The organism is Meiothermus sp. (assembly GCF_025056915.1).
In the GTDB taxonomy this organism is placed as follows: domain Bacteria; phylum Deinococcota; class Deinococci; order Deinococcales; family Thermaceae; genus Meiothermus.
On record NZ_JANWVH010000060.1, the window covers coordinates 1 to 18,142 of the forward strand.

Here is an 18,142-nt window from a genome sequence, read left to right on the forward strand (position 1 = left end):
ATACCCTCTAGGCTGGAGCTGTCTACTTCGGTAGGCACCACAAATTGGCCGCATTGTAATCTTGATACATTCTGAATCAAGTTTATTTGTTCCCGTACGCATTGACAGTACGGGGGGTTGTGTTTTATTGTTTTCCTCAAGGTTGGAAGTAAACAAATAAAAGCGCTTCCAAGCCGTCCAGAAGGAGGAAAACATGAAAAAGATCGCCTTCAAAATCATGACCCTGGTTGCCGCCCTTGTTGCCCTGGCTGTGGCCGCTGGCGCTGGCACTGACTGGAACTAAAACACGTAACGCTCAGGCGAGTGTGGCTGTGAAATCCACACTCGCCATTACTTTGTTTTACCCTAAACTCAACCTGTGCGATTTTTGCTCCAGCTTCCCTCGCCTAAAGTTCTTGCCTTCATCCTGGGACTGTTTGCAGCATTCATAGCTGTTCAAACAGCCTTGTTCTCTTTACCAGAAAATAAAAAACTTGTATGGATCGATGTTCTTTTTTGGGCAAGTCTGGTTCTCATAGCTAAACGTACTGAGGTAAAGTTACCCCTAAACGCCACAATGTCACATTCGTTTATTGTGGCTCTTGCTGCCGTAGCACTTTTTCCTGCCTGGCTTGCGTCCCTGCTGATCTTCTTTTTTAGCTTCGCAAAAGATCAGGGAAAAGCCAACTATCCCTGGTACAAAGACTTGTTCAACAGAACGCAGCACGCTTTAGCCACTGCTTTAGCCTCGCTGGTTTGGTGGCACATTCACTCTCTTACCTATATTGACCGAAACATACTAGATGCCCTCGGTATCGTTGTAATATCCGTAGTCTACTTTGCAGTGAACATATCATCGGTTATCTACGTCATTTACCTTTCTAGCGGTGCCAGCATTCGCAAAATCTGGTCTGAGAACTATAGCTGGCTCTGGGTTAGCTACCTGGTTCAGGCGCCGGTGGGGTTGTTGCTGGCTAAGGCTTATCAGGTTCCGCTTATTGGGGGGTGGGGCGGGTTCACCGTGCTGTTCATGATGCTGTTGCTGTACTTCTCGCGCTATTACTGGGACGAAAAGGTTAAGCTGGAAGAGACTTTCGACGAGACCATCGAGGTGCTGGTGGCCGCGCTAGACGCCAAAGACCCCTTTACCAGGTTGCACTCCGAGCGGGTGGCGGCTATTTCTCAGAGCATCGCCAAGAGGATGGGCTTCGACGAGCAGGACGTGAAGCGCATCACCTACGCGGCACGGATTCACGACATTGGCAAGGTGGCCATTCCCGACTCGGTTTTGCTCAAGCCAACCAAACTGACTGCCGAGGAGTATGGCCTAATAAAAACCCACCCATCCAAAGGACTGGAGGTGCTGCACCCCATGCGCCAGCGCCTTTCCAAAGATGTGCAGGGCGTAATTGTACACCACCACGAACGCTGGGACGGAACCGGCTACCCCAGCCGCCTCAAGGGTGAGCGCATTCCCCTGTGGGCGCGGATTGTCTCGCTGGCCGACGCCTACGAGGCCATGACCGCAGGCCGGGCGTATACCCCTGCCAAGCCCCCTCAAGAAGCCCTCAATGAGATAATTATGTTCGCGGGGCGGCAGTTCGACCCGCAGGTGGTCAAGATCTTCGAAGAGCTGTGGCTCGAGGATCCCATCTGGAAAGACCGGGAGGAATTCCTACGACGCTATACCTCGCCAGCGCACTTATCGGCCTTGTCCTCGCCCTCGCTTTCCGGGCCCGCCTCCGCGACCTTGCCCACATCGAGCTAAGGGCTGCCTGGGCTTTTATAGGCGCAGCTCTGCTGGAAGGGGGGCTGGCCTTTGCAACCTCGCGCGGCCTGATTGCCCCCGAAATTGCTGGCCCCACCGCCAAAACGCTGGTGCTGGTGCTGGTGGGCTATGGCTTGTGGGCCAATAGCCACCTGCGCGGGCTGTGGTTTGTGGGGCTGGGCCTTTTCTGCAATGCGCTGGTAATCTTTGCCAATCGGGGGCATATGCCCGTCAGCGCCGAGGCCCTGCACAAGGTGGGGATGGAGTCCTACATTCCCAAACTCCAGCAGCAGTACGACGCCGTTCACACCCTGATGAACGAGTCTTCCCGGCTCTGGTTTCTGGCCGATGTGATTCCGGTACGCATTCTGGGCTATACCAACGTGATTAGCCTGGGGGACGTGTACTTGATGGTGGGGATAACCCTGACCATTCTGGACGGGGCGCTCGAGGCCAGGCGCAAGGCGCAGGAACCTTTCGAGATAGACCTGCGATTCTAAGGAAGTTGCTTCTTGTGGAAACTAGCGGTCTGGCCTGAGGGGTGTCTCAGGGTTCGTTAGAATATCGAGGGTGATACTGTGAGCAAAAGCTACAAGATTTGTCTGATTGAAGGCGACGGCATCGGTCATGAAGTGATTCCTGCGGCCCGGCTGGTGCTCGAGGCCACCGGGCTCAAGCTCGAGTTCGTGGAGGCCCAGGCCGGTTGGGAGACCTTCGAGCGAACAGGGATCTCGGTGCCCGAGGCCACCCTCGAGGCCGTCACCCATACCGACGCCACCCTGTTTGGCGCGGCCACCAGCCCCACCCAGAAGGTGCCGGGCTTTTTTGGGGCCATCCGCTATATGCGCCGCAAGCTCGACCTGTTCGCCAACGTGCGCCCGGCCAAACACCACCCCGTGCCGGGCTCGAGGCCGGGGGTAGATCTGGTGGTGGTGCGCGAAAACACCGAAGGGCTGTATGTGGAGCAGGAACGCAGCTACCTCGACGGCGAGATCGCCATTGCCGATACGGTCATCACCCGCCGCGCCAGTGCCCGCATCGGCGAGTATGCGGCCCGGCTGGCCATGAGCCGCCCGCGCAAGCAACTCCACGTGGCCCACAAGGCCAACGTGCTGCCCTTGACCCAGGGCCTGTTCATGAAAACTGCGCTGGCCGAAGCAGCTCGCTTTCCCGAGCTCAAGACCCAGGACATCATCATCGACAACTGCGCCATGCAACTTGTGCGCAACCCTGAGCGCTTCGACGTGATCGTGACCACCAACCTGTTTGGCGACATCATCTCCGACCTGACCGCCGGGCTGGTGGGCGGGCTGGGCATCGCGGCCAGCGGCAATATCGGCGAAAAGCATGCGGTCTTCGAGCCGGTGCATGGCAGCGCGCCGGACATTGCGGGCCAGGGCATCGCCAACCCGGCAGCCACCATCCTTTCGGCGGTGATGATGCTGGAACACCTGGGCGAACACCAGACCGCCCGCCGGGTCGAAACGGCGGTGGACAGGGTGCTCCAGGAAGGCCCCCGCACCCCCGACCTGGGCGGCAGCGCCACCACCCTCCAGTTCGCCGAGGCGGTGGCCCGGGCCTTATGAGAAGCCCGGAGCCGGCCCGTTCCTAATGAATCGCTGACCCGCCCACCGCACCAGGAACCCTTCGATGAGCCGCTTTAGATTGCATAGCGAGGCATCGGGCTGGCTTTGGTTAAGAAGCAATGGTCAAATGCACGGCCACAAGGTTAAGACCTGGGCTAGAGTGGGCAATATGGGCGCTGCTACGCAGATTTACCGTGCTATACTGACACATAGTTTTAGATTTATGTGGGAAAGGGGGCAGCGTGCGTGATTTTTTTGGCGGGTTGCTGAGACCCAGGGTCGAGGCACTTGGCCTCGAGATTGGATCGGCCAACATCAAGCTGGTCGAGCTGTCCGGAACTCCCCCCAGCCTGAAGAACCTGAGCATCAGGCCCACCCCGCTGGGGGTTATTCAGGAGGGGTCGATCACCGAGCCGGGCGCACTGGCCGACGTCATCAAGGAGATGCTGGCCGAGATGCGCACCCGAAAGCGGTATGTGGTCACGGCTGCCAGCAATGCGGCAGTGATTACCCGTACCCTGCAGGTGCCCAAAATGCCCCTCAAGCAGATGGAAGAGGCGGTGCGCTGGGAAGCCGAGCGCTACATCCCCTTCCCCATTGACGAGGTCGTGCTGGATTACGCGCCCCTGGACCCCCTCGAGGCCATCCCGGAGGGCGAGCAGATGGACGTGGTGGTGGGTGCCGCCCGACAGGAAACCGTGGCCAGCCTGGTCGAAGCCCTCAAGGCAGCCGGACTGGAGCCCCTGGTTATTGATGTTAAGCCCTTCGCCGGACTGCGTACCCTGACGGGGCGGCTGGTGGCCACGGACCGCGAGCCCATCACCCTGTTCCTCGAGATTGGGGCCGAGTCCTCGGCTTTGGTGCTCACCCGCGGCGAGCGGCTGCTGCTGAACCGCGTGATTAGCCTCTCCGGCAAGGACTTCACCGCGGCCATCTCCAAGGCGTTTAACCTCGATGTGGTCGCCGCCGAGGATGCCAAGAAAAACTACGGCCTGGCCACCATCCCCACCGAGGACGAAGACCTGCTCCTGGATTTCGACGCCGAACGCGAGCGCTTCAACCCGGCCCGCATGTACGATGCGATTCGCCCGGTGCTGGTCGAGCTCACCACCGAGCTCAGGCGCAGCCTGGAGTTTTTCCGGGTGCAGGTCGGCGACCTGGGTGTGGACCAGGGCTTTGTGGCCGGGGGCGGCAGCAAGCTGCGCAGCCTGGTGCCGCTTTTGGCCGACACGCTGGGCATTCCACTGGAAATCGCCGACCCCTGGCAGGGCATTCAGATTGACAAGAGCCGCTTCGATCTGGAATACCTGCGCAGTCTGTCGCCGGAGTTCACGGTTCCGGTGGGCCTGGCCCTACGGGGGGTGAATCCGCTTGATTAAACTCAACCTCCTCCCCAAGAACCTGCGCCGCCGGGTCGAGCCTGGCTGGTGGCGGCTGGCCGCGGCGGCAGTGGTGCTGGCCGTGCTGGGAACGGTCGCTTTTCTCCACTTCTCCACCCTCTCCAGGGTTCAGGCCCTAGAGAACCAGCGCGACCAGCTTCAGGTCGAAGTGGATGTGCTGCGGCCCTTCATCGCCGAGCAGAACCGCCTCAACCAGCAACAGCGTGAGCTCGAGCAGCTCCTCGCGGTGCGCAACCAGCTGCGCGAGCGCTTCGTGCCCTGGTCGGACAACCTGGCCCAGGTGATTAACCAAATCCCCCGCGAGGGCCGCCGCTTCGGGGTGGCGCTGCGCAGCATCGGCACCAAGGCCCTCACCCCCCAGGAAGTGCAGAGCAACGTGCAGAACGGCGTCTACGATGGCAAGCCCGTCAGTGTTGAGTTCAACCTCCAGGGCGAGGCCCTCGGCCAGAACGCCCTGATCAGGTTTGTAGAAGCCTTCGAGACCTCGCCGCGCTTTGGCATCAACTTCCAGAACGCCAGCCTCGACCAGCAGCGCCAGCTTTACACCTTTGGCGCTACGGTGGGTCTGGTCGGCCAGGCCCCGGCAACCGCCAGCAACACAACAGGAGGTGAAGGCAGTGGTAGCCCTTCTCGCTAGAATGGGCCAGCGTGAGTGGGCCATCGTGGCCATGGTGGCGGCCTTGTTGCTGGGCGTGATGTGGTACTTCCTGGTGACCCAGCCCTTGCAGGGCCGCATCCCGGAGATTCAGGCCGAAGTGGACCGCCTGACCACCGAACGGGACCGGGGCCGCGCAGCCCAGCGCGCGCTGCCCCAGTTGCGCGAGACCATTGCCCGCCTGGACGCCGAGCGTCAGCAGTTCCTGCGCGAGCTGCCGCCCACCGAGCAGCTAGGCCGGGTGCTGAGCTCGCTGGCCCAGACCGCCCGCGAGAGCGGGGTGGTGCTGCGCACCCTGAGCCGTGGCGCCGGCGACAACCAGGGCGTCGCCAACGTTCGGGCCACCAACCTGGCCTTGCAGGTGGAGTCCCCCTTCCCGGAGCTGTACGTGTTTTTGCGGAACCTCGAGGGCTTCCAGCGCTTCGCCACGGTCTCTGGCCTGAACCTGACGCTCGGGGGCAGTGGGACTACGGTCAGTGAGGCCCAGGCCACCAACCCCACCATCAACACCAGCCTGACCATGACGGTCTACACCTACACCGGGCAGGCCCAGCCGGCCCAGGGTGGACAGCCCGCCCAACCAGGCCAGCCTGGCCAGCCGGGAGGTCGGCCATGAACTTCCTGCAACGCATGCCCCAATCGGCCAAGGTGGCCCTGGTGGCGGCCTTGCTGGTGGGGGCGGTGGCCACCTGGTACCTGGGCTTTTTCCGTCCCAGCCAGACCGCTCAGCAGCCCACTGCCCCAGCCCCGGCCCCCGCGCCGGCGGAGCCCGGCCCGGCCACCACCCCTCCAGCCACCACCGCCCGGCCCCTCGAGGTGCTGCCCCTGCCCTTCCTGGTCACCGAGGCCACCCGGCCCACCGAGCCAGCCGAGCAAGGCCCAACCACCGCCAGCACAACCCTTGCGCGGCCTCGGGTGAGCGTGCCGCCCAACCCCTTCATACCCCTGATCATCGAAAGCACGCCGCCCGCCGTGGCCCAGCCCACCCCGCCGGCTCCGGCCATCGTCAGCCGACCCACCCCCACCCCACCGGTAGTCTCGCAACCCATCCCGAGCCAGACCGCCCGGGTGCAGGTACGCCAGCCCACCACGCCCCTGCCGCGCCCCAGCCTGCCCGGTACGCGGCCCACGCCTGGGGTCGCCACCCCCACCCCCACACCCGCACCCACCGCAGCCCCAGGCCAGGCCCGCCTGGCCCAGGGAGGTGCCCGCACCAGCCTGCCGGGCGCGGTCAGCCTGGGTTCGGGTGCGCTGCCCATCCGGCTGGCGCCCCTGGATCGAGAACTCTCCCCCTCTGTGGCTGAAACGCCCAAGGAAGCCGCAGCCCTGGATGTCGAGGCCGCCCCTGCCCCAACGGCCAGCAGTGGGAATCTGGACTTCGCACGGGCTGAGATTGACGCCCGGCTGACCCAGGTGCTCGAGCCCCGCAGCAGCCTGGCTCGAGGCCAGGAAACAGCACAGGAGAGCAGCCTGGCCCGCTTTGTGCGCGAGCAAAACCTGAAGCTCTCGGGGGTGGTGCTGGGCCCGACCAGCGTGGCCATTTTCCAGAGCAAGGAAGGGTTTGTGGTGCTGCCGGTTGGCCGCACCCTTCCCGGTAGCGACGTGCTGCTCAGAAGCTTGAGCGCCAAAGAAGCCCTTTTGGTACAGGGTTCAGAAAGCCTGAACCTGACGATGGACAATCCCTAGGCGGTGAATATGAAGCGTGTTCTTGCCCTTCTGGTGGTGTTGAGTCTGGCGCTGGCTCAGGGTACTTTGCCCAGGGATGCGCGCTTTGACCAGCCCGTAAGCAACATTGGCACCAACCTGCCCCTACCCACCCTGCTCGAGGCCCTGGCCCGCAGCGTGGGGCTCTCGCCCGTCCTGCGCGATGTGCCCAACGTGAATGTCTCGGCGGATATCGACAAAAAACCCTTTCGTCAGGTCTGGGATCTGCTGATCAACACCTACGGCGATGGGCGCATCACCTACGCCCTTCTGGATAACAACGTAATCGTGGTTGGACCCAAGGAAGTGGTCGACCGGGCCCGCGGGCAAACCGCCCAGCCAACCCCCCAGCCGAGCGAGCCGACGGCCCGTGAGTTCTACCAGGTGCGCTCGGGCGACCCTGCTGCGCTCGCCAACTTCGTGCAGCAAGAAGTTCCCGGTGTGACCGTGCGGGCCGTGCCGGGGCAGAATGTGCTTTCTATCAGTGGGCCCGCGCGTCAGGTCACGGAAGCGCTCAACTTCCTGCAACGCATTGATGTTCCGCGCGCCACCGTGGCCGCCGCCCCGGTTGTACAAAAATCCTTTGCCCTTTCCCATGCTCGAGCAACCGAGCTGGCCGATGTGCTGGGTAAAGCCATTGCCGCCCAGGCCCAAAGCCCCGCAGCGCCGGCTCAGGGTCAGGCCCAGGCCGCAGCCCAGGCCGCACCCCAGGTCACGGTGGTGGCCGAACCCCGCACCAACACGATTATCGTAACCGGTTCCGCCGAGCAGATTGCCCTGGCCGAGCGGCTGATTCCGAGCCTCGACCGCCCGGTGCAGCAGGTTCAGCTTCAGATCCGGGTGCAGGCCGTGCAGGGAGAGGTCATTCGCAACCTGGGCATCAAGTGGGAAACCGTTTCGGGCGGCAACCTGATTGCCAGCTTCCTGTCCACCGGCCTGAACCTGATTTTCGATGCTACCCGCAGCCTGGCCTCGCTCAACATCCGGGCGGTGCTGGATGCCCTGGAAAAACAACAGCTTTCCCGCCGACTGAGCGACGCCAATGTGCTGGTCGAAGACAACTACGGCGCCGACGCCTCGGATTTGAGGGCAACGGGGGCCCGTGGAGCCGAGATCAAGGTGGGTGGACGCTTGCTGATCCCCATCCGCCTGGGGGACGAGGTCAGCGTGCGCGAGTTCGACTACGGGCTGCTGGTACGGGTTCGTCCGCAAATCTCGGCGGATGGGAACATCTTGCTCGAGGTCTTCACCCAGACCGGCGGCGACCCCGCCGACGGCCCGGCGGGCAGCATCCGCATTCCCCAGCAGACCACCCTCTCCAAGCTGCGCATCCGCGACGGCCAGACCGTGGTGCTGGGCGGCCTGATTCAGAAAGTGACCGACACCTCCGAGACCAAAATCCCTCTGCTGGGCGACATCCCCCTGCTGGGCGAGCTGTTCAAGCAGCGCACCTCTTCGATTAAGGACGACGAGCTGATTGTGATCATCACTGGTAACATCGTCAAGGATGCAGCCCAGCGCTGAATGTCTTTTGACCAAAAGAGCCGGGAGCAGTCCCGGCTTTTTCGTTTGAAGGAAATCCGACGGCACCCATACCGGGTTTCGGAAGAGGAATGCAGTTCTCTCGTTCCATCCAGGAATATCCCTTGCTTTTCCGCTCCCTCCCATGGACCCCAGACCATGCGCGCTTGTTTTGGACATCACCCCCAGTTGTGCTAGATTCTGTTCATGCGTTTTCTGACTGCTGGAGAATCCCACGGGCCGCAGCTCACCGGCATTGTGGAGGGCCTGCCCAGCCAGCTTCCCCTCACGGTGGAGGACATCAATCCCTGGCTCAAAAAGCGGCAGGGGGGGTATGGGCGCGGGCGGCGGATGGTGATTGAGACCGACACGGTGGAGTTCGCCAGCGGGGTGCGGGCGGGCCGCACCACCGGGGCACCGGTGACCCTGGTCATCAAAAACACCGACTACCGCAACTGGGTCGAGATTATGGACCCGGCCCCCGGAAACGAGCCACGCAAAAAAGCCCTCACGGCAGCAAGGCCCGGCCACGCCGACTTATCGGGGGGGGTCAAGTACGGGCACAAGGACCTGCGCGATGTGCTCGAGCGCGCCTCGGCCCGCGAGACCGCCATGCGCGTGGCCGTCGGGGCCATCGCCCACAAACTGCTCTCGTTTTTTGGGGTGCAAAGCGCTTCGTTTGTGGATGGGATGGCCGGGGTGTGGAGTCAGGTGCCATTCGACTGGAGCCTCAAGGAGCGCGTCGAGGAAAGCCCGGTGCGGATGACCGATCCCCAGGCCGAGGCCGAGGTAATCCGCCGGGTGGACGAGGCCAAGAAAAGCGGGGACACCCTGGGCGGCATTATCGAGGCCCGCTTCCGAGGCTTGGTGATGGGCCTGGGCTCCCAGATGCACTGGGAGCGCAAGCTGGACGGGCGCATTGCCCAGATGGTGATGAGCATTCCGGCCATCAAGGGCGTGGAGATCGGCCCTGGCTTCCAGAACGCCATGAAACCCGGTTCGCAGGTGCACGACGCGATTTATTGGGCGGAGGGCCGGGGCTACTATCGTCAAACCAACCGCGCAGGCGGCACCGAGGCCGGCATGACCACCGGCGAGGAACTCATCGTCCGGGCGGCCCTCAAGCCCATCGCCACCCTGATGACCCCCCTGCCTACCGTGGACGTGGTGACCCACCAGCCTGCGGATGCCGCCCGCGAACGCTCCGATGTGACCGCGGTGCCGGCGGCGAGCGTCATCCTCGAGGCATTGGTGGGCATCGTGCTGGCCCAGGCCTACCTGGAAAAATTCGGCGGCGATACCCTGGATGAACTCGTCGAACGCGTCGAACGGTACAAGGCGCGGGTGCTTTCGTACTAGGCTATTCCCGAGGCGGGCACTCAAAAACGCACACAAGGAAGCACCGGTGAACGACCGCAAGAGCAGTCTCCACACAGCCAGGGCGTTGATGCGAGATGTGCAATGCAAGGCTTGTTTCGGCCCATTCCGACGGCCAGGCCCCCGAGCCAACTCGAGGCCACACCTTGCCGGCCTGCCCGCGAAGTGGGCCCGAGGCGCCCCCTCGGAAGGGCCGGTTTTTCGGGGCTCGGTTTGGAGGCCTCTGGGCCCTGGGCCTCGCCTCGGAAGAGGGGCGCCCACAGAGCGAACCCGTGCGCTCCACCCGACCGCATTGCAGGTCTGGCGGCATTATGATTGAGGTCGAGCGCCCCGTCACCTGGGTCGCCCTCACCGGCTTTATGGGCGTGGGCAAGAGCCGCATCGGCAAGGAACTGGCCCGCGAGCTCATGCTGCACTTTATAGACCTGGACCGGTACATCGAGCGCGAGATGGGCCTCTCCATTGCCGACATCTTCCGCCACCTGGGCGAGCCCACCTTTCGACAGCTCGAGGCCGAGGCGGTTCATGAACTCAGCCAAAAAGATTTTCTGGTACTCTCACTGGGAGGGGGCACCTTTGTGAACCCGGAGAACCGACAGCGCCTGTTGCAGCGAGGGCCGGTGGTCGCGCTGTGGGCCAGCCCGGAAACCATCCTGGAACGGGTCAGCCGCCGCCCCGGACAGCGTCCCCTGCTGGAAAACCCCGACCCCCTCGAGCGCATTCAGAAGCTCCTGGCCGAGCGCGAAGCCATCTACCGCCAGGCCACCCTGCACATCTCCACCGATGGCCGTCGGGTTCCCGAGGTGGTGGACGAAATCATTGACCGACTGTGGGATTATGCGGAAGCTAAAGATTAGACACCCCATCCCCTACCCGATTCATATTGGGTTCGACCTCGAGGTGCCCCAGGCCGAAGGCCCCCGGGCCATGATCTTCGACCTGGCCGTGCAGGACTTCGCCAAAAAGCTGGCTGCCCGGCTGGACATCCCGGCGGGCCTGGGCCTGCCGGGCGGCGAGGCCGCGAAGAGCCTGGCCACCTACGGCAAAGCCCTGTCCTGGCTGGCGGGGCAGGCCCTCCCCCGCGACACCACCCTCTACATCGTGGGCGGCGGTTCCCTCACCGACCTGGGGGGGTTTATCGCGGCCACCTACCTGCGGGGGGTCAGCTACATCAGCCTGCCCACCACCACCCTGGCCATGGTTGACGCCTCGGTGGGCAACAAAACCGGCATCAACCTGCCGGAAGGCAAGAACCTGGTCGGGGCCTTCCATGCCCCCGACGGGGTGTATGCCGACCTCGAGACCCTGCGAACCCTGCCCCCCCATACCTTCAAGCAGGGGCTGGTCGAGGCCTTCAAGCACGGCCTCATCGCCGGGGACGAGCTGCTGGTGAACGTGGAGCCGCTCTCGCTGGACTGGGAAGGCTTCGAAAACTACCTGGCCCGTGCGGTCTCGGTCAAGTTGCAGATTGTGGAGGCCGACCCCACCGAGCAAAACGAGCGCCGCAAGCTCAATCTGGGGCACACCCTGGCCCATGCCCTCGAGGGGGCCACCTTTGGCACCATGCCCCACGGGGTCGCGGTGGCCTACGGCCTGCTTTTTGCGGCCCTGCTGGGCCGGGCCCACGGTGGCAACGACCTGGTGCCCACCGTGCTGAAGTTTTTGCAGTGGCTCTCCCCGCCCCCACCCCCCCGCTTTAGCTGGGACGACCTGACCCCCTTCCTCAGCCGCGACAAGAAAAAGCTGGGCAAGGCCCTCAACTGGGTGGTGCCCAAGGACCTGGGCTGGCTCGAGATTCACCCCGTCCTTACTGAAGTGTTGCTGGGTTGCTACGAAGAGTTTTTGAGCCTGGTGGCCACCCTGCAAAGCGACCCCGCCAAACAGGGCGAAACGGAGCGGGTCTGACCGCGACCTTCGCAGATTCGAAGCCCGCTTGTGGTTGCAGGGCCTTTGGAGCACCCGCGACCCATTTTGAGCCAATCGAGTTCGAGAAAGCCTTGTTCTGAACAGAACAGTGGCCGCCTGGATGGACAGCCACGTCTGTGAAGAGCGCGATACGCCTCATCGGGCGCGTAATGGAGAGGCCCGGGCCCAATCGGCTTCAGCGGGTATGCGTGGCAACCGCCCTCCGCAGAAGGCCCTTCCCTATCCTGGCTCCCGAAAACCCCGCTCCAGCAGGGCCAGCAAGGCCATGCTCAGGCCCATCAGCACCACGGCCAGCACCACCGCCTCGTGAAAGGGCAGCGCACCCGGCCTGCCCAGCCGCTCGTAGATGGCCAGGGAGAGGGTGGCCCACTCGGGGCGTTGCAGGGTCAGGGTGGCGCCAAACTCGCCCACAATCGCGGCCAGGGCCAGCCCTGCCCCGGAAAGCGCCGATTTTTGAACCATTGGCCACTCCACCCGCACCAGGCGGCGCCAGGGGCCCGCCCCCAGCACCCGGGCGGCCTCCACCACCCCTTTGGGCATGGCCCGCAAAGCCGGCAGCAAAGCCCGTCCCAGCAGGGGGTAGCTGAGCAGCGCATAGGCCACAATCAGAATCAGGAGCGAACCGCGCAACCCCGGATAGGCCAGCAAGTAGCCGAGCCCAATGGCCACCGGCGAGACCATCAGGGGCAGTAGACCCAGCCAGTCCAGCCCCCGATGACCCCGCCAGACCGCATAGGCATACAAAACACCCAGGGGCAGCACCAAGAGCAGGGCCAGGCCGGCAAACCCCAGGGTGTTGAAAAGGGCCGTGCCGCCTGGGGTGAAGTCCGGGCTGTTCCAGACGCTGAGCCAGGCCTCAGGGCGCTCGAGGGCCCGCAGCAGCAGGCTCCACAGGGGGCTATAAAGCAGCAGAAAGAAGCCCCAGACCAACAGCGCCAGCCCCCCTGCCGGGCGGGGGGCCAGCGGCAGGTGCGAGCCGTAGCCGCCAATGCCCAGGGCCAGCCGTTCTTGCAGGCGCAGGTAGCCCATCAACACGACAAGGCTTACGGCCAGTTGCATGAGCACCAGGGCGGTGGCCTCGGGGAAGGCCAGCCGCTGGGCCAGGGCATAGTAGGTCTCGACCTCGAGGGTGGCCCACCGGGATCCCCCCAGCAAAAGCGGCACCCCAAAGCTGGTAAAGCTATACAGGAACACCAGACTGCCCCCCGAAAGGAGGGCCGGCCCCAGCAACGGGATGCCCACCCGCCAGTAGGCCCGCAGCGGGGAAGCGCCCAGGGTGCGGGCGGCGGCCAGCGGGGTTTGCAGGGCCGGTAACAGCGCTACCAATGGGCGCAGCACCAGCCCCAGGTTGTAGAGCAGGCTGGCCCAGAACAGCACCCAGGCCGTTCCGTAGAGGTTGAGGCCCAGCAGCCCTTTAGGCCCTACCAGGCTCAGGAAGCCCATCGCCACCACCAGGGGGGGCAGCACAAACGGCACGGTGGAAAAGCCCAGCAGAAAGTCGCGCCCAGGAAAGCGATAGCGAAACGCATAGGCCAGTGGCAAGGCCAGCCCAATGCACAAAAGCGAGGAGCCCAGCCCGTAGGCCAGGCTCCAGGCGAGCCGCGAGCCGTAGTAAGGGTTGGTCAGCACAGCCTGCCAGCCCTCGGCCAGGCCCAGCGCCAGGATGCGCCCCAGAGGATATAGGAGCGCCAGGGCCAGGAAGGCCAGCACCGGCAGGCCCAGCCACCGGCCCTCCGGAGGCCTCGAGGTTCCCTTGGGGGTCCGCATAGCTTGGGGGCAAAATGCCGGTGGTCAAGGGTAAAACTTCGGTTGGCCCCCACCCCTCCAGCCTGAAGCACCTGAGCCCGGTTTACCGCCGCGCCTTAACTGCTTCGGCGCTCTGGCCCTGCACCACCACCTGCGTCCACTCGCGAATCCAGCGCTCGCGGTTCTGGGCAATCTGCTGGGGCGAGAGGCGGGCTGGCTCGGCGGGCACCTCGGCAAAGCGGAAGACCTCGGGCAGGCGGGCATCGCGCCGGGCCGGGTAGACCCACATCTGGGTGGGGATGTTCTCCTGCGCGGGCCGGGAAAGCAGCCAGTCCACAAAGCGCTGGGCCGCCCGCAGGTTGCGGGTGCCTTTCAGAATGCCCACGTACTCGACCTGAAAGAAGGAGCTGCGGGGTAAAAACAGGTTGGCGGTGGGGGGCTCGGCGGGTTTGGGTTTGGCCTCGCTGTAGTAAAGCTCAGCCGCCGGGCTGGTGCTGTACGAGACCACCAGCGGGCGATCCCCCCCGGCGCGGGTGAAATGGGTGTAATAGGCATCGCTCCAACCGCTCACCACCCTGACCCCGTTCTGGCGGAGATTCTCCCAGAAGCCCAGGTAGCCTTCCTCGCCAAACGCCGCGACGGTAGCCAGCAAAAAGGCCAGCCCTGGGGAGCTGCTGGCCGGGTTCTGCACCACCAACAGCCGGGCGAACTCGGGCGAGGCCAGGTCGGCGAACCGCTCAGACAGGGGCTTGCCCTTGAAGTAATCCCGGTCGTAGTTGAGGGCCACGTAGCCAAAATCCACCGGGCTAGCCCGGAAGGTCTGGTCGAGCAGGAGGTCGGGGCGCAGGCTGGCCAGCTCCGGGGAGCGGTAGGGCTGCAGGATATCGGCTTGCAGCGCCCTCGAGAGCAGGGTGTTGTCAAAGCCGTAGATGACATCGGCAATGGGGGCCCCTTTACTCAGTATGGCCTTGTTGAGCATCTCGCCCGCGTCGCCCCCCTTCAAAAAGCGCAGACGAATGCCCGACTGACGCTCGAATAAGGCCAGCAGTTGCTTGTCGAGGTTGAAGCTGTCGTGGGTCAGCACCGTGAGCGTGGGCTGGGCCAAGGCCAGCGAGGCCAGCAAGAAAAGGAGACCGAAAAGCCAGCGGACTGGGTGCATAAAAAAATCCCTCCATGTCATCGGGAGGGCGGTGTCATGCTCCCTACGGCGGTGCGAACCGCATCAGGTTCAAAGGGTCTGTCTCAGCCTGGTTTTCCCAGGCACCCCCGATGACACCCGGATGATAAAGCCTGCGGGTGGGGTTGTACAGCCCTCAGGTCACGGTTTGGGTGGCCACCACCCAGAAACGGGGGTGTCTGGCCCGTAGTTTTTGCGCTACAAAAAGGGCTTCCTCGGCTTCGCGGGCCAGGCCGAAGAGGCTCGAGCCCGACCCCGACATCAACACCCCCTTTAGCCCTGTGTTCACCAGTTCTTGCTTGAGTTCCCTCAGGGCGGGCACCAGCCGGAAAACGGGCGGCTCGAGGCTATTCCAGTAAGGCGGCTCGGCCCCTGCACGAATGGCCGCCAGGATGCCCGCCACGTCCAGCTCGGGCTGCCACTCCTCGGGGCGAAGGTGGCGGTAAGCCTCTGCTGCCGCAACCGCAATACCCGGATTGAAGACCACCAGGTGGGCCTCGAGCGGTTCCAGCGCCCTGAGCCGCTCACCCACCCCCCGCCCGTCGGCCAGGCCCGCCTCCAGGAAAAACGGCACGTCGGCCCCCAGCCTGAGGGCCAGGGCTGGCACGTCGAGCGCAGCCGGATAAAGCTGGCTAAGGCCCCGCAGCACCGCCGCCGCATCCGACGAACCCCCGCCCAGCCCCGCCGCAATGGGCAGGTTCTTCTCCAGCACCACCCTCACCCCCCCCGGCCAGCCCGCTGCATTCAGGTAGGCCACCGCGGCTTTGTACACCAGGTTGTCGGTGTTCGCAGGCAGGCCAAAGCCGCGTACCTCCAGCTCCACCCCCTCCGGAATGGCCTCCACCCAAAGCCGGTCGCCCACCCTCAAGGCCGCAAACAGGGTGTGCAGTTCGTGGTAGCCATCGGCCCGTCGGCCCAGCACCGAGAGGCCCAGGTTCACCTTGGCCGGGGCTAGGAGTTCCATACCCGCGCCAGTCCTTCCGCCAGCAGCAAATCCTCGGGATAGGTGATTTTGAACATCCGCCGGTCGCCCTCCACCAGCGCAACCGGATGGCCCAGCCAGCGCACCAGCTGGGCATCGTCGGTGAACTCCTGGCCCTCCGCCCGGGCCTTCAGGTGGGCCTTCCACAACAGCTCGCGCCGAAAACCCTGGGGGGTCTGCACCAGCCGGTGGTGTTCACGGGGGATGACCGCGCCGTATTCACCTGACGCTTCCTGCACCAGCGTATCGGGCACCGGCACCGCCAGGGTGGCCGCCCCGGAGGTGCGCACCGCCTCCAGAAGGCGCTCGACGGCAGCCCGCACCACAAAGGGCCGGGCCACGTCGTGCACCAGCACAATCTCGCCTGTGGCGGCCTGCACCAGATTGAACACGCTTTGCTGGCGGGTCTGGCCGCCCAAAACCGTTTTGATGCCGGGGGTCTCCAGACTTCTTTCCGGGGGCAGCGCCACCACCCGCTCATCGGCCCAGGCAAACCCCTCGAGGGCCCAGTCCAGGAGGGTTTTGCCGCCGACCTCGAGAAACGCTTTAGGCCCCCGCCCGATTCGCTCCCCCGAACCGGCAGCAGGCAACAGCACCGAAACCTTCACGCCCGGCATCGTACCGCATCTGAACGGGCCAGGGGGCGGGTCTGGTGGCGAAGCCGGAAAGAGGCATTGCGTCCCACCCGAATGAAAGTTGGCATCTTTGAGCCTTGCGCAGAAAAAGCCATGAACCGGCTCGCTCTGGTTCTAATACCCTCCCCCAGCACTACCTCATCGCAACGGCTTTTATTCCCAACGCCATTCGGTGCATTGAACACAGAGCCGGTATCGCCACCCCCTCCGCAAAGGTAAGAGGGAAAGTGGCGAATGATAAAACCCTGTCGGCTTGCTCAAAACCTTCATTTGGCCATCACGTTGCGTGGTATTCTCTGGGGCGTGACCATTTTCGAGGCCTTCATCCTGGGGCTCCTGGAGGGCCTGACCGAGTTTTTGCCCATCTCCTCCACCGGCCATCTGACCCTGGCCGCCCATCTGCTCAGGCTCAACATCGAAAACGACCCCTTCATCAAGAGCTTTATCATCGTGATTCAGCTAGGGGCCATCCTGGCCGTGCTGGCCCTGTACTTCCGGCGCTTTTTGCGGGATATGGAGGTCTGGAAGCGCATCATCGTGGCCTTCATTCCCACTGGCATCCTGGGGTTTTTGCTGGCCGATGTGATTGAGAAGGTGTTTCTGGGCAACGACCTGATTGTGGTGGTGAACCTGATTGGGGTGGGTGTTCTTCTCCTTTTCGTGGACCGCTGGCTACAGCACCACAAGCGCTACGACGACGTCAACCAGATGCCCGTGCCCCAGGCGGTGTTGATTGGCCTGTTTCAGGCCGTGGCCATGATGCCGGGGGTCTCGCGCAGTGGGGCCACCATTGTGGGGGGCATGGCCCTGGGAATGTCGCGCAAGGCGGCGGCTGAGTTTTCCTTCATCCTGGCCGTGCCCACCATGCTCTCGGCCACCGGCTTCTCGCTTTTGCGAAACCTGGACGAGTTTAAGGCCGATAGCTGGGGGCTTCTGGCGGTGGGATTTTTCACCGCTTTTGTGGCCGCTTTGCTCACGGTGCGCTGGCTTCTGGGCTTTGTCAGCCGCAACAGCTTCGTGCCCTTTGCCATTTACCGCATCGTGATCGGCGTGGTGTACGCGGTGTTTTTCCTGCGATAACTTCAGGGTCAATCTGTGCTATTATTCGCATAGTCTATCTAATCTCATTCAGGAGAAGTTATGAGTATGGTGTCAACTCCTGCATCTAGGGCTCTTGTTGATGTTATTAAACATATACACACGGGAGAGCTGGTCTTACCTGAGTTTCAGCGCTCGTTTGTTTGGAAACCTTCCGAGGTCTCGGAACTGTTCGCTTCGATTTTTGAAGGTTACTTTATCGGCACTCTACTGTTGCTCGACAAAGTGGATCCCGCAAAGCCACCCTTTTCGCTCAGATTGTTTGAAGGCGTGAAATGTGTCAACCCGACCGCTTCTCTATCCACTGATGGAACGGTTATGGTCGTTCTTGACGGCCAGCAACGCCTCACTGCTCTTTACCAAGCTCTGCACGTAACACATACATCTAAAGGAGCCATGTTGCCGAGCGGTATTTCTCCTATTTGTAAAACTGAGTCACCCTATGAGTATTTTTTGCATCTCGACGAACTAGACGGCAAAAACTATGAAGATGCTGTTCAAGGCATCCACTATAGCAGAAAAAGCGAGCTTAGCGCCATACTTTCAAAGGTTAGTCGTAAAGAAGCAGTCCGCATGGTTGATCTTTTT

17 protein-coding genes and 1 riboswitch are annotated in these 18,142 nt (G+C 63.2%); of the genes, 13 read left to right on the top strand and 4 right to left on the bottom strand.

Going from position 1 to position 18,142, the window contains the following annotated elements:
• Window positions 1-358 precede the first annotated feature (358 nt).
• The 11 genes from NZN28_RS10200 (at window position 359) to NZN28_RS10250 (ending at window position 11,895) form a co-directional block, all read left to right on the top strand.
• Window positions 359-1,747, top strand: a complete 1,389-nt coding sequence (locus NZN28_RS10200) for an HD-GYP domain-containing protein (RefSeq protein WP_295397858.1) — start codon at window positions 359-361, stop codon at window positions 1,745-1,747.
• Window positions 1,748-1,791: 44 nt separating this feature from the next.
• Complete coding sequence (locus NZN28_RS10205) at window positions 1,792-2,247, top strand: DUF5317 domain-containing protein (RefSeq protein WP_295397890.1); 456 nt, start codon at window positions 1,792-1,794, stop codon at window positions 2,245-2,247.
• A 78-nt stretch (window positions 2,248-2,325) separates the two neighbouring features.
• The gene (locus NZN28_RS10210; protein WP_295397859.1) at window positions 2,326-3,333 is read left to right on the top strand and encodes an isocitrate/isopropylmalate dehydrogenase family protein; all 1,008 of its coding nucleotides are present in this window, start codon (window positions 2,326-2,328) and stop codon (window positions 3,331-3,333) included.
• Window positions 3,334-3,575: 242 nt separating this feature from the next.
• On the top strand, window positions 3,576-4,712 hold the full coding sequence (gene pilM, locus NZN28_RS10215) for a type IV pilus assembly protein PilM (protein ID WP_295397861.1): 1,137 nt from the start codon (window positions 3,576-3,578) through the stop codon (window positions 4,710-4,712).
• Window positions 4,705-5,370: a flagellar protein FliT gene (locus NZN28_RS10220; protein ID WP_295397863.1), complete on the top strand. Its 666-nt coding sequence runs from the start codon at window positions 4,705-4,707 to the stop codon at window positions 5,368-5,370. The genes pilM and NZN28_RS10220 overlap by 8 nt, the downstream gene beginning before the upstream one ends.
• A complete protein-coding gene (locus tag NZN28_RS10225) occupies window positions 5,351-6,004 on the top strand; it encodes a type 4a pilus biogenesis protein PilO (RefSeq protein ID WP_295397865.1) in 654 nt (217 codons plus the stop codon). The genes NZN28_RS10220 and NZN28_RS10225 overlap by 20 nt, the downstream gene beginning before the upstream one ends.
• A complete protein-coding gene (locus NZN28_RS10230; RefSeq protein ID WP_295397867.1) occupies window positions 6,001-7,074 on the top strand; it encodes a hypothetical protein in 1,074 nt (357 codons plus the stop codon). The genes NZN28_RS10225 and NZN28_RS10230 overlap by 4 nt, the downstream gene beginning before the upstream one ends.
• Window positions 7,075-7,083: 9 nt before the next feature.
• Complete coding sequence (locus NZN28_RS10235; RefSeq protein ID WP_295397869.1) at window positions 7,084-8,616, top strand: secretin N-terminal domain-containing protein; 1,533 nt, start codon at window positions 7,084-7,086, stop codon at window positions 8,614-8,616.
• A 204-nt stretch (window positions 8,617-8,820) separates the two neighbouring features.
• Entirely contained in the window at window positions 8,821-9,972 is a 1,152-nt protein-coding gene (gene aroC, locus NZN28_RS10240) for a chorismate synthase (RefSeq protein WP_295397871.1), read from the top strand.
• 329 nt (window positions 9,973-10,301) lie between these two features.
• Window positions 10,302-10,847 (top strand): shikimate kinase, encoded by a 546-nt coding sequence (locus NZN28_RS10245; protein ID WP_295397873.1) that lies wholly within the window; start codon window positions 10,302-10,304, stop codon window positions 10,845-10,847.
• Window positions 10,828-11,895 carry a 3-dehydroquinate synthase family protein gene (locus NZN28_RS10250; RefSeq protein ID WP_295397875.1) on the top strand — a complete coding sequence of 356 codons (1,068 nt, stop codon included), beginning with the start codon at window positions 10,828-10,830 and terminating at the stop codon, window positions 11,893-11,895. The genes NZN28_RS10245 and NZN28_RS10250 overlap by 20 nt, the downstream gene beginning before the upstream one ends.
• A 240-nt stretch (window positions 11,896-12,135) precedes the next feature.
• Here NZN28_RS10250 and NZN28_RS10255 read toward each other — a convergent pair whose 3' ends face one another.
• From NZN28_RS10255 to ispD, 4 genes are all read right to left on the bottom strand, one after another.
• Window positions 12,136-13,683, bottom strand: a complete 1,548-nt coding sequence (locus NZN28_RS10255; RefSeq protein WP_295397877.1) for an iron ABC transporter permease — start codon at window positions 13,681-13,683, stop codon at window positions 12,136-12,138.
• 82 nt (window positions 13,684-13,765) lie between these two features.
• A complete protein-coding gene (locus NZN28_RS10260) occupies window positions 13,766-14,821 on the bottom strand; it encodes a thiamine ABC transporter substrate-binding protein (RefSeq protein ID WP_295397880.1) in 1,056 nt (351 codons plus the stop codon).
• A 22-nt stretch (window positions 14,822-14,843) separates the two neighbouring features.
• Window positions 14,844-14,940, bottom strand: a riboswitch (TPP riboswitch).
• A 35-nt stretch (window positions 14,941-14,975) separates the two neighbouring features.
• Window positions 14,976-15,803, bottom strand: coding sequence for a 4-(cytidine 5'-diphospho)-2-C-methyl-D-erythritol kinase (ispE, locus tag NZN28_RS10265; protein WP_295397882.1), 828 nt, complete (start codon window positions 15,801-15,803; stop codon window positions 14,976-14,978).
• Window positions 15,791-16,438 carry a 2-C-methyl-D-erythritol 4-phosphate cytidylyltransferase gene (gene ispD / locus NZN28_RS10270; protein ID WP_295397884.1) on the bottom strand — a complete coding sequence of 216 codons (648 nt, stop codon included), beginning with the start codon at window positions 16,436-16,438 and terminating at the stop codon, window positions 15,791-15,793. Before ispD ends, ispE begins: the two co-directional genes overlap by 13 nt.
• A 252-nt stretch (window positions 16,439-16,690) precedes the next feature.
• Between ispD and NZN28_RS10275 the strand changes: the two genes are divergently transcribed.
• Together NZN28_RS10275 and NZN28_RS10280 are read left to right on the top strand one after the other, a co-directional pair.
• Window positions 16,691-17,536: an undecaprenyl-diphosphate phosphatase gene (locus NZN28_RS10275; RefSeq protein ID WP_295397886.1), complete on the top strand. Its 846-nt coding sequence runs from the start codon at window positions 16,691-16,693 to the stop codon at window positions 17,534-17,536.
• A gap of 60 nt (window positions 17,537-17,596) precedes the next feature.
• A partial coding sequence (locus NZN28_RS10280) for a DUF262 domain-containing protein (RefSeq protein WP_295397888.1) occupies window positions 17,597-18,142 on the top strand: 546 nt, incomplete at its 3' end.

Bases quoted from the DNA above. Each gene is read 5' to 3' on its own strand.
- aroC (WP_295397871.1), top strand. From the start codon at position 8,821: ATGCGTTTTCTGACTGCTGGAGAATCCCACGGGCCGCAGCTCACCGGC.
- NZN28_RS10235 (WP_295397869.1), top strand. From the start codon at position 7,084: ATGAAGCGTGTTCTTGCCCTTCTGGTGGTGTTGAGTCTGGCGCTGGCT.
- NZN28_RS10250 (WP_295397875.1), top strand. From the start codon at position 10,828: ATGCGGAAGCTAAAGATTAGACACCCCATCCCCTACCCGATTCATATT.
- NZN28_RS10260 (WP_295397880.1), bottom strand. From the start codon at position 14,821: ATGCACCCAGTCCGCTGGCTTTTCGGTCTCCTTTTCTTGCTGGCCTCG.
- ispD (WP_295397884.1), bottom strand. From the start codon at position 16,438: ATGCCGGGCGTGAAGGTTTCGGTGCTGTTGCCTGCTGCCGGTTCGGGG.
- NZN28_RS10255 (WP_295397877.1), bottom strand. From the start codon at position 13,683: ATGCGGACCCCCAAGGGAACCTCGAGGCCTCCGGAGGGCCGGTGGCTG.
- NZN28_RS10230 (WP_295397867.1), top strand. From the start codon at position 6,001: ATGAACTTCCTGCAACGCATGCCCCAATCGGCCAAGGTGGCCCTGGTG.
- NZN28_RS10245 (WP_295397873.1), top strand. From the start codon at position 10,302: ATGATTGAGGTCGAGCGCCCCGTCACCTGGGTCGCCCTCACCGGCTTT.
- ispE (WP_295397882.1), bottom strand. From the start codon at position 15,803: ATGGAACTCCTAGCCCCGGCCAAGGTGAACCTGGGCCTCTCGGTGCTG.
- NZN28_RS10275 (WP_295397886.1), top strand. From the start codon at position 16,691: ATGATAAAACCCTGTCGGCTTGCTCAAAACCTTCATTTGGCCATCACG.